Below are 9,618 nucleotides of genomic sequence, written 5' to 3'. Positions count from 1 at the left end.
CGACGCCAGGCCCCCGATTGTCTTGCGTGACCACAGGTGCAGTCCGATCCCGACCACGAGGACCAGGCCGATCAGCAGCAGGTCCCCCCGCCCCACCCGGCCTCCGAGCAGTTGGAGGGTGCCCCCCGGGATCGGATCCGGGATGGGCTTGGCCTGGGACCCCCAGACCTTGCTCGTGATCCCGTCGATGATCACCGCCACGCCGACGGTCGTGATGAGGGCGGGTTGGTGGTGGTCCCCGTGGCGCGCCGTCAGCGGAGCGATCGCGATGCGCTGCTCGAGCACGGCGATGATGGCCACCGCCGCCCCGCCGAACGGCACCGCCGCGATCACCGGCAGGCCCAGCACCGACGTGGCGACGTAGGCCATGTAGGTGCCGAGCATCACCAGCTGGGCGTAGGCGAAGTTGAACATCCCCGACGCCAGCAGCACGACGTTGTAGCCGATGGCGACCAGGCAGTACAGGGCGCCGATGGACAGGCCCGACCAGACCGTCGTCACGGTGCCGCCGTCATCGGCTCAGCCGGCTCGGGAGCCGGGCGAGGGTGCGCTCAGGAGCCGGTGCCCGGCACCAGCAGGCCGTCGGCGTTGTTGTTGCCGGGCGGGACGTAGGCGAAGTTGGCCACGTTGACGGTCGGGAAGTGGTTGCTCGTGGTGAACTTGAAGCCCCCGTACTTCCCGAAGTAGACGACCCAGGGGGGGTAGGGGCCCGAGGGCTGCTTCAGGTGCTCCAGCGCCTTGGCCACCGTGGGCCCGTCGGTCGAGTGCGCCTGCACGGCGGCGTAGTTGATCAGCTCGAGCACGTTGAAGCCCACCCCCAACAGGCCCGCCCCCACGCCGGAGAGCTGGGCCGAGTATCCCATGGCCTTGGCGTCGGAGATCATCCGCTGCAGAGCGGGATCCTTGGCCGCATCGGCGTTCGACGCCAGCGTCGTCACCGAGGCTTGGGCGAAGTAGTTCTTGAGCGCGGCCGGCGGCAGGAGCTTCGCCAGCGGCATGGCCGAGGTGATCAGGTCCCCGTAGGCCGGAGTGGAGAACCAGCCCATCTGGGCGCGGCTCTTGATCACGTAGATGCTGGGAACCCCGTAGGACGAGATGATCAGGGCGTCGGGGTGGTTCGACTGCAGCGAGGAGAGCTGCGGCGTCATGTCCAGCGACGAGTCCTGATAGGCGGCCGTGACCGTGTCCACGCCGACTTTCTTCAGGGCCGACGCGTAGCCGGACTGCACCGCCTGGCCCGTGGTGTCGTTGCCGTAGATGACGGCCACCTTCTTCCAGCCCTTCGACTGCGCCAGCTTCACGAAGGGAGGAATGGTCTGCGCCACCGACTCCGAGTCACCGAAGTGGTACGGGAACTTCGACGGGTTGTTGAGGGTCGGGTCCGAGGTGGCGTCGACGGTCAGGATCTTGTTCCGGGTGGTGATCGGGAGCAGAGCCTGGGTGACCTCCGACGAACCACCCGGGTACATGGCATCGATCTTCGTTCCCGAGGAGAGCTTCTGCTCGAGCAGGTTCACGGCCGTGGTCGGGTCGTTCTGGTCGTTGTCGGTGACGATGTTGATCTGGCGCCCGAGTATTCCGCCCTTGGCGTTGATCTCCGAGGCGGCGATCTTGAGCCCCGCCACCTCGGCCTGGGTGTAGGTCTGGGTGGCCCCGGTGAAGTCCCCGGAGTACAGGAACGTGTAGGGGCCCTTGGCCGATTCGTTCGCCGTAGTGGTGTTGCTCGACGAGCCGGAACCGGCCGAGCCGCTGCTCGAGCTCGAACCACAGGCGCTGAGGACCAGGACGGGAACCACGGCCAGTGCCGCGGCGGCGCGCCCGAGACGTGGAGCGGGACGTTTCATGGGTCGGTTCCCCCCTGGCAAACGACCGGTTGGTTGGTAACGAACATGGAATATACGGCGGGGTCGGCCCCAAGGCAACGAGGATCAGCCGAGGGGAGCGACGTCCGGCGCTCCGGGGCTCAGACGGCGCCCATGACCTCGTCGGCGAAGCGCTTGGCCCAGTCCGAGATCTCCTCCACGGTGAGCCGGGCGTTCCTGGCGGGGGGCCCGGCTATCACCCGGGTCACCCCGGCCTCCTGGCAGCGCCGGATGCTGTCGAGATCCCGTCCGAGCCCGGTCGTCACCTCAAAGGGGAGCCCGCCCCGTCCCGCCTCCTGCCGGTGCCGGTTGATGATCTCGAGCTTGGCGGCCAACGCCGCGATGTCCGGTTCACCCGTCTCGACCCATCCGTCCCCGAGGACCCCGGCCCTCCTCAGGGCCCCCGGAGAGGTACCTCCGACCTCGATCGGGATCCCCGGCTTCTGAAGCGGTTTGGGCTCGAAGCGCACCGGCCCGAAGCCGTAGTGCTCGCCCCGGTGCTCGATGACCTCGTCGCGCCACAGCCGGCGCAGGATGCCGATGATCTCGTCGGCGCGCCGCCCGCGGTTCCGGAACGACTGGCCGACCGCCTCGAACTCCTCCTCGCACCACCCCACCCCGATCCCGAGCGTCACCCGGCCGCCAGACAGGCGGTCGAGGCTCACGACCGACCGGGCCGTGACGATCGGGTGACGTAGCGGCAGGATGTACACCTGGGTGGCAAGTCGCAGCGTCGATGTCACCGTGGCGATCCCCCCGAGCATGACCCACGGGTCATAGACCGGCGTGGCGGAGGTGATCGGCGGGTAGCCGTCGTCCGAGTAGAGGTAGGTGGGCGGGATCGGCTCGGGCAGGACGAGGTGCTCGGGTAGCCAGATCGACTCGAAGCCGTTGCCCTCCGCTATCCGCGCCACATCCGGGTAGTAACGCGGGCTCACCCCGAACAGCGGCAGTCCGAACTTCATGTGCTCGTCTCCTTCCGGGTCCGACGGCGGCTCCCGTTGCGGGCCGGGACCTGAACTCGGTCCTTCTCCGCCGTCCAGTCCGGGCCGCCGAGGCCCCGGATCACGAACGTCGCGTACCAGTCGCCGATCTCGACCAGCGACAGCCTCCCGGTGGGCTGGTACCACATCCGGCTGGTATTCATCAGCTCGAAGATGGTGTTGGTTGCCACCGACGTGTCGACGTCGGGATCGAACCGGCCCTCTCCGACCCCGTCGTCGATGATCGCCTTCACGAAGCCGCTGAAGCGGTCCCGACGTTCGATCACCGTCTTCAGCCGGCGGGAGCTGAGCTTGCGGAAGTCCCGTTCGGCCACGATGTTCCAGACCCGCTGCTGTTCGGTCTCCGCCATCCACCGGCCGATGAAGGCGCGCAGCCTCTCCGGCGCGGGCGCGCCCCGAAGTGCGCGGTCCTCGTCGAGGACGTCCATGCGCTCCGCCTGAGCCCGACGGACCAGCTCGTAGAGCAGGTCCTCCTTGGTCTTGATGTAGTAGTAGACGCTGCCCTTGAGGATGCCTACGGCGGAGGCGATGTCCTGCACGCTGGCCGCTTCGTACCCCTTCTCCAGGAAGATCTGGGAGGCAGCAGCCAGGATCTCCTCCCAGCGTTCCTCGCTGTCCATGCCGCGGGGTCGGCGGGCTTCCTGTCCCCTCCGAGTCTGTGCAGGCAACGTCTATACCGCTCTCCGGGCCCTGGCCACGCCAGCGCGGAGTGTAGCCACGATGGCTACTCTCGGCCCCATGTCCGGACAGGAAGCCGAGCCGTTCGTCGAGCCCCCGCGCGAGGAGATTCCCGGCATCAGCCGGAACCACGTGGCGTTCATGGAGTCCACCGACGAGGACCAGGCCTGGGTCCTGGCGGGCATGCACCACGTGATCCTGCGCACGGTCGGGCGCCGCTCGGGCACCGAGCACAAGGTGGCGCTCCCGTTCTGGCGCGACCCCGACGGGAACCGGGTGGTCGTGGCGTCGTTCTCCGGCGCGCCCCAGCATCCGTCCTGGTACCTGAACCTGAGCGACCGGGCCGCCAACCCCGAGGTGCTGGTCCGGGTGCAGGGCGGCTCGTTCTGGTCCGATGCCGAGGTCCTCGACGGGGACGACTACGACCGGACGTGGTCCGGGCTCACCGCCGACCGGCCCTGGTACAACGACTACCAGTCCCGCACCGACCGGCGCATCCCCCTCGTCCGCCTGGTGGAGCGCCGCCCCGCCTGAGCGCCCGCATCGTCGGGGCAGGCGGAGCGGCGCCGCTCGTCAGGCGGTGAAGCGGCCCGAGGCGCCCGCGCTCACGTCGAGGACCGCACCGGTGATGTGGGTCGACGACGGTCCGACGAGGAAGAGGATGGCCTCGCTGACCGCCTCCGGCGCCAGCCACGGGACGGGCTGGGCGTGCAGCATCTGGAGGTAGGGGGCCACGTCGTCGGCGCCCGGTTGCTCGAGGTCGGGCCGGACCGTGCGGTACAGGCCCTCGTTGTGGATCATCGGCGTGTCGATATTCCCCGGCGCCACGGCGTTGACGGTGATGCCGAAGCTCGCCAGGTCGAGCGCCGACGCCTTGACCAGGCCGATCACGCCCCACTTCGAGGTGACGTAGGCGGCCAGGTGCGCTGAGCCCATCCGGCCCATCATCGAGGTGGTGGCGACGATCCGCCCGTAGCGCCGCTCGATCATGTGGGGGACCACGGCCCGGATGGAATGGAAGACGCCGGTCAGGTTGGTGCCGATGAACTGCTCCCACTCCTCGTCGGTCACGCTCTGCACGGGATGGCCCCCGCTGACGCCGGCGTTGGCGAGGAGGATGTCGATGTGGCCGTGGGCGTCGAGAGCCAGGCTCACCACCTCCTCGACCTGGCGGGGGTCCCGGACGTCGCAGCGCGCCGCCAGGGCCGAGCGGCCCTGCTCCTCGACGAGGGCCACCGTGGCCTTGAGGTCGTCGTCGGTCCCGAGGCGGTAGGTGACCGCCGGGAGGTCGTCGCAGAGGTCGCACAGGACCATGTCGGCACCCTCCCGCGCCAGGGTCACGGCGTGGGCCCGGCCCTGGCCGCGGGCCGCCCCGGTGATGAGTGCGACCCGTCCGTCCAACTGTCCCATCTTCGTCCTCGCCTCCTCTGTTGACGCCGGAGGGGCCGATCCGTAGGTTGACCTTCGTCTCCTACTCGCGGACCCGGAGGGAAGCCTGACATGGAGTTCGGGGTCTTCATCCAGATGTTCACGCCGCAGTTCCGCCGGGACCAGGACCCCGACGCCGAGCACCACGCCCTGATGAACGACCTGGCGGTGGTGCAGGCCGCCGACCAGGCCGGGTTCAAGTACGTCTGGGTGACCGAGCACCACTTCCTCGACGAATACTCCCATTTGTCGGCCAACGACGTGGTGCTGGGCTGGCTGGCCCACGCCACCACCCGGATCCATCTCGGCTCGGGGATCTTCAACCCCCTGGCCCAGGTGAACCACCCCGCCAAGGTGGCTGAGCGGGCGGCCATGCTCGACCACCTCTCCAACGGCCGGTTCGAGTTCGGGACCGGCCGGGGCGCCGGCAGCCACGAGATCCTGGGCTTCCTGCACCGGGACGGGATCACCGACACCACCGCCACCCGGGAGATGTGGGAGGAGACCATCGGGGAGTTCTCCAAGATGTGGCTCCAGGACGAGTACCAGGGGTTCGAGGGCAAGTGGTGGTCGCTGCCTCCCCGCAAGATCCTCCCCAAGCCGCTCCACAAGCCCCATCCGCCGATGTGGTACGCGGCGGGCAACACCAGCAGCTACGCCATGGCCGCCCACAAGGGCCTGGGCGTGCTCGGGTTCTCGGTCGGCGCCATCGACGAGCTGGCCCCGGTGATGGACGCCTACAAGAAGGAGATCCCCAACGCCGAGCCGGTCGGGGCCTACGTCAACGACAACATCATGGTGACGACCACGGCGTTCGTGAACGAGGACCGGGAGACGGCGTACCAGAACGCGGTGGGCTCGGCCATGACCTACCTCCAGAGCAACGTCTACCGCTACCACGACACCTTCCCCCACCCCGACTGGGTGCCGCCGTGGCCGGGTGTGATCCCCGACTTCACCCGGGAGCAGGTGAACGACATGGCCACGGTGGGCCTGGTGTGCGGCACCCCTGACGAGGCCCTCGAGCAGTGCCGGCGCTGGGAGGCGGCCGGGGCCGACCAGCTGGTCTTCGGCACGGGCATGCAGGAGCACGACCAGATGCTCGAGACCATCCGCCTGATCGGGGAGCACGTCATCCCCAAGATCGACAAGGACCCGGTGCACCGCACCACCCGGCAGCGGGAGGCGGCGGCCAAGGCCTGACCCGGCCGGCGCCGGCGGCCCCGCCGGGCTCAGGTCGAGCCGGTCACCCCCGGCCGGCTGCGGGAGAGATGGGCGCCGGCGTCGGCCAGGATCAGCTGCCCGGTGATGCAGCGGGCCAGGTCCGACGCCAGGAACACCGCCAGCCGGCCCAGCTCGTCGGGCTCCGACATGCGGCGCAGCGGGTTGGAGCGCACGATGGCGGCCACGTGCTCGTCGTCGAAGGCGGCGCGGACATGCTCGGTGAGGGTGGTCCCCGGCGCCATGGCGACCACCCGGATGCCGGAGGGCCCGAGCTCCACGGCCAGGGTCTGGGTGAGGTGGTTGATGGCGGCCTTGGCCGCCCCGTAGGAGCCGAGGTGGGGGGACGGCCGGGTCGTCTCGCCGGAGCTGACGTTGATGATCACCCCGCCCCGGCCCTGGGCCGTCATGACCCGGGCCTCGGCGGCGGCGCACAGCGCGGTCAGCACCAGGTTCTGGTCCACGACGTCGCGCCAGTAGGCGCCGTCCATCTCGATTACCGGGGCGAGGGGCCGCCCGGCCGGGTTGCCGACGTTGTTGACGGCCACGTCGAGGCCACCGAGGGCGGCGGTCGCCTCGCCCACCATGCGCTCGATCTGGGCGTCGTCGCGACAGTCCGCCGCCACCGCCACCGCCCGGCCTCCCTCGGCCCCGATCGAGTCGGCCACGGCGCGGGCGTGCTCCTCGCGGATGTCGGCCACCGCCACCGCGGCCCCGGCCCCGGCCAGCCAGCGGGCCACCTCGGCCCCGATCCCCGCCCCCGCCCCGGTGACGAGGGCGCCGCGCCCAGCGAGGTCGATGGTGAGGCTCACGGCCGGCCCCGCCGGGCCCGCCCCGTCACGGGCCGGTCCAGAGCGCCAGCACCTCCTCGACGATGCCCCGGGCGCGCTCCAGCACCGCCGGCTCCTCGATGCCGCCGATGGGGTGAGGGACGACGACGATCCGGGCCTCGGGCAGGCCGATGGCCCGGGCCACCTGCTCGGTCAGGTTGAGGAACCCCGTCGTGGTGAGCACCACGGTCGGCACACCTGCGTCCTCCAGCTGGGCGAGGTCGTGGACACTCCACGACGTGCACGAGCCTCAATCGGCGCTGCCGGTCAGGACCAGGTCGACCTCCCGGACCAGCTCGTCGATCACCTCCTGGGGAGCAGGCTGGGCCGCGTTCTTGGTCAGGACCACGGGGACGGGACCACCCGCCCGCTCCGCCAGCCGCTCGGCCACGAAGCCCATCAGCACGCCGGCATTGGGCTTGCGGTTGTCGAGCACACCGATCCGGGCCCCGGCCAGCACCCGCCGGGGCGGGGCCAGGCGGTGGGCCTGATCGACCACGGTCCCGTCGGGACGGATGATCACGGTCATGGCTTCCTTCCTTGTCGTTGTCGGCCGGGTTTCGATCGGGCGGGTCACCACGTCTCGACCGGGACGGTCGCGCTCTGGCTGATCGTCCCCCACGACGGGATCACGCACGAGTGCTTCCCGGGCCCTCCCGCCACCATGACCCGGATGTGCTCGGGGGGGCTGACCATCGGCATCAGCCGGTCGGGGTCGTCGACGTCGGCGGCCCAGGGCGCACCCAGGCTCCAGCGGTCCGGGTGGTGGCGGAGCCAGACGCTCTGGGGCAGGCGGGCGCGCTCGTAGAGGAACAGCTGCACGTCCTGGCGCGACCAGCCGTCGTTGGCCGCCTGGGCGGCGTGCTCGGGGCAGAGCACCACGAACATCTCCGCCCCGATCATCGGGGCGTTGTTGGACCCGAGCGTCGTCATGACCGACGCCATCTTCTCGAATATCGGGGCCGGCCGCGTCGACCACATGTCGTGGCTGTTGTGCGGCCCCTCGACCGCCGCCACCGTGACCGCGCTCGGCGCCTCCACTCCTCGGCTGCGCGGATACAGCGGCCACGGGCTGGCCGGTCCGTTCTCGGCGAAGCAGTACGTGTACTTGGCCGGCTGACCCTGGGTGGACGCGTCCCCGTCCCCGGGCCGGCCCCCGCCGACATGCAGCAGCAGCAGGCGGATGGCCCGTCCGGTCGTGGCGTTGGCCCGGCATCCCGGGCCGAACGTCCCGAAGCCGGCGTTGTACCCGGCCCGGTCGACGACATCGCCGTGCACCGCGACCATCACCGCCACCGAGTGGGTCGTGGCCTGGACGCCGCGGAGATTGAACTCGGGCCGACCGATGCCCCGGACAGCGGCGATGAGGACGGGGAAGACCGGAGGCGGGCATCCGGCCATCACCGCGTTCACCGCAATCGTGCGCGGGGTGGCCGCGCCCGACCGGGGCGGAAGGACGGCCAGGACCTCGTCGGGCCGTCCGGGGTACCCCGCCAGCATGGCGTCGACCCGCTCGGGCGTGGGCGCCACGACCGGGAGCCCGTCCCCCCACCCGTTCTCCGCCAGAACGGCGTAGAGCTCCTCGGGGGACTCCCCGGTCAGCTCGACGAGGTCCTCCACCTCGTCGCGGGCGTCGGTCGTTCCGGCCATGACGTCGCCGGCCGTCAGCCGTCGGCCGGGTAGCGGATCTCCAGCGCCGAGTGCAGGCCGGCCCGGGCCAGATGGTCGAGAGCGATGGACGCGAACATCTCCTTCGGAACCAGACATTCGGCGCACGCATCCGGGCCGGGCACCACCTCGAGGCGGACCGGCGCCCCTTCGGGTTGGCTGACGGCCAGCCGGTAGCCGTCGGCCTCGAGGAGCGCCGCCATGGGCCGGAGGGCCTCTTCGACGTCGGCGGCGGGGGGCACAGTGAGATCGTAACGATCCGGCGGGACTACCCGGCGGCCGGCTTCTCGGCCACGAACCGGTTCACCATCTCCCCCACCCCTTCGATGCGGGTCGTCACCACCTGGCCGTCCTCCAGGAACACAGGAGGCTGGCGCGCCCCGCCGACCCCGTCGGGCGTGCCGGTGAAGATGAGGTCTCCGGGCCGCAGCGTGGTCACGGTGCTGGCGTAGGCGACCACGTCGACGGGATCGAAGAGCAGGTCCGACGTCCGGGCGTCCTGCATCGTCTCCCCGTCGACCCGGCACGAGATCGCCAGGTCGGGGGCGGGACCGCCGAGCTCGTCGAGGGTGACCAGGAACGGCCCGACGGGGGACGACGCCTCCCACGTCTTGCCCTGGAGCCACTGGGTCGTGCGCCGCTGCCAGTCGCGCATGCTGACGTCGTTGCCGACGGTGAAGCCGGCTATGGCCCCCGCCGCCGCCCTCCGGTCGGCGGCGCGGACGGTGGACCCCACGACGACCACCAGCTCGGCCTCCCAGTCGACGCCCGCCGACGCCGCCGGCAGCACCACGTCGTCGAACGGCCCGGTCAGGGCGTCGGCGAACTTGGCGAACAGGGTCGGGTGGGACGGCGCCTCCGCCCCCCGGCCGGTCTCCAGCAGGTGGCGGAGGTAGTTGAGCCCGACGCAGAAGACCTTGGACGGAG

13 protein-coding genes are annotated in these 9,618 nt (G+C 70.7%); 2 read left to right on the top strand and 11 right to left on the bottom strand.

Annotation, left to right across the window (positions count from 1 at the left end):
* From VFW24_10290 to VFW24_10275, 4 genes are all read right to left on the bottom strand, one after another.
* Window positions 1-501: hypothetical protein (locus VFW24_10290; GenBank protein HEX5267151.1), on the bottom strand; the 501-nt coding region annotated here is incomplete at its 3' end.
* 50 nt (window positions 502-551) lie between these two features.
* Window positions 552-1,844: an ABC transporter substrate-binding protein gene (locus VFW24_10285; protein HEX5267150.1), complete on the bottom strand. Its 1,293-nt coding sequence runs from the start codon at window positions 1,842-1,844 to the stop codon at window positions 552-554.
* A gap of 119 nt (window positions 1,845-1,963) precedes the next feature.
* Window positions 1,964-2,827, bottom strand: a complete 864-nt coding sequence (locus VFW24_10280; protein HEX5267149.1) for an LLM class F420-dependent oxidoreductase — start codon at window positions 2,825-2,827, stop codon at window positions 1,964-1,966.
* Window positions 2,824-3,486: a TetR/AcrR family transcriptional regulator gene (locus tag VFW24_10275; protein ID HEX5267148.1), complete on the bottom strand. Its 663-nt coding sequence runs from the start codon at window positions 3,484-3,486 to the stop codon at window positions 2,824-2,826. The genes VFW24_10280 and VFW24_10275 overlap by 4 nt, the downstream gene beginning before the upstream one ends.
* Before the next feature lie 118 nt (window positions 3,487-3,604).
* Here VFW24_10275 and VFW24_10270 point away from each other — a divergent pair, with 118 nt between their 5' ends.
* The gene (locus tag VFW24_10270; protein ID HEX5267147.1) at window positions 3,605-4,078 is read left to right on the top strand and encodes a nitroreductase/quinone reductase family protein; all 474 of its coding nucleotides are present in this window, start codon (window positions 3,605-3,607) and stop codon (window positions 4,076-4,078) included.
* Window positions 4,079-4,117: 39 nt separating this feature from the next.
* Here the strand turns inward: VFW24_10270 and VFW24_10265 are convergent, their stop codons facing one another.
* Complete coding sequence (locus tag VFW24_10265) at window positions 4,118-4,945, bottom strand: mycofactocin-coupled SDR family oxidoreductase (protein ID HEX5267146.1); 828 nt, start codon at window positions 4,943-4,945, stop codon at window positions 4,118-4,120.
* A gap of 99 nt (window positions 4,946-5,044) precedes the next feature.
* Between VFW24_10265 and VFW24_10260 the strand changes: the two genes are divergently transcribed.
* Window positions 5,045-6,175 (top strand): LLM class flavin-dependent oxidoreductase, encoded by a 1,131-nt coding sequence (locus VFW24_10260; GenBank protein HEX5267145.1) that lies wholly within the window; start codon window positions 5,045-5,047, stop codon window positions 6,173-6,175.
* A 29-nt stretch (window positions 6,176-6,204) separates the two neighbouring features.
* Here the strand turns inward: VFW24_10260 and VFW24_10255 are convergent, their stop codons facing one another.
* The 6 genes from VFW24_10255 to VFW24_10230 form a co-directional block, all read right to left on the bottom strand.
* Window positions 6,205-7,005, bottom strand: coding sequence for an SDR family oxidoreductase (locus tag VFW24_10255; protein ID HEX5267144.1), 801 nt, complete (start codon window positions 7,003-7,005; stop codon window positions 6,205-6,207).
* Window positions 7,006-7,030: 25 nt separating this feature from the next.
* Window positions 7,031-7,219 (bottom strand): hypothetical protein, encoded by a 189-nt coding sequence (locus VFW24_10250; protein ID HEX5267143.1) that lies wholly within the window; start codon window positions 7,217-7,219, stop codon window positions 7,031-7,033.
* Between the two features lie 54 nt (window positions 7,220-7,273).
* Window positions 7,274-7,552, bottom strand: a complete 279-nt coding sequence (locus VFW24_10245; GenBank protein HEX5267142.1) for a hypothetical protein — start codon at window positions 7,550-7,552, stop codon at window positions 7,274-7,276.
* 44 nt (window positions 7,553-7,596) lie between these two features.
* Window positions 7,597-8,673: a hypothetical protein gene (locus tag VFW24_10240; GenBank protein HEX5267141.1), complete on the bottom strand. Its 1,077-nt coding sequence runs from the start codon at window positions 8,671-8,673 to the stop codon at window positions 7,597-7,599.
* A gap of 14 nt (window positions 8,674-8,687) precedes the next feature.
* Window positions 8,688-8,933: a hypothetical protein gene (locus tag VFW24_10235; protein ID HEX5267140.1), complete on the bottom strand. Its 246-nt coding sequence runs from the start codon at window positions 8,931-8,933 to the stop codon at window positions 8,688-8,690.
* Window positions 8,934-8,959: 26 nt separating this feature from the next.
* The coding region (locus tag VFW24_10230) for a fumarylacetoacetate hydrolase family protein (GenBank protein HEX5267139.1) at window positions 8,960-9,618 on the bottom strand (659 nt) is incomplete at its 5' end.

The organism is Acidimicrobiales bacterium (assembly GCA_036273495.1).
In the GTDB taxonomy this organism is placed as follows: domain Bacteria; phylum Actinomycetota; class Acidimicrobiia; order Acidimicrobiales; family JAJPHE01; genus DASSEU01.
The sequence above is the reverse complement of the archived record's forward strand: the minus strand, read 5'-3'. Positions and strand labels throughout refer to the sequence as shown.

What these genes read in the sequence shown, in the direction of transcription:
- VFW24_10245 (HEX5267142.1), bottom strand. Translation starts at nt 7,552, where the DNA reads ATGACCGTGATCATCCGTCCCGACGGGACCGTGGTCGATCAGGCCCAC.
- VFW24_10280 (HEX5267149.1), bottom strand. Translation starts at nt 2,827, where the DNA reads ATGAAGTTCGGACTGCCGCTGTTCGGGGTGAGCCCGCGTTACTACCCG.
- VFW24_10275 (HEX5267148.1), bottom strand. Translation starts at nt 3,486, where the DNA reads ATGGACAGCGAGGAACGCTGGGAGGAGATCCTGGCTGCTGCCTCCCAG.
- VFW24_10285 (HEX5267150.1), bottom strand. Translation starts at nt 1,844, where the DNA reads ATGAAACGTCCCGCTCCACGTCTCGGGCGCGCCGCCGCGGCACTGGCC.
- VFW24_10260 (HEX5267145.1), top strand. Translation starts at nt 5,045, where the DNA reads ATGGAGTTCGGGGTCTTCATCCAGATGTTCACGCCGCAGTTCCGCCGG.
- VFW24_10270 (HEX5267147.1), top strand. Translation starts at nt 3,605, where the DNA reads ATGTCCGGACAGGAAGCCGAGCCGTTCGTCGAGCCCCCGCGCGAGGAG.
- VFW24_10240 (HEX5267141.1), bottom strand. Translation starts at nt 8,673, where the DNA reads ATGGCCGGAACGACCGACGCCCGCGACGAGGTGGAGGACCTCGTCGAG.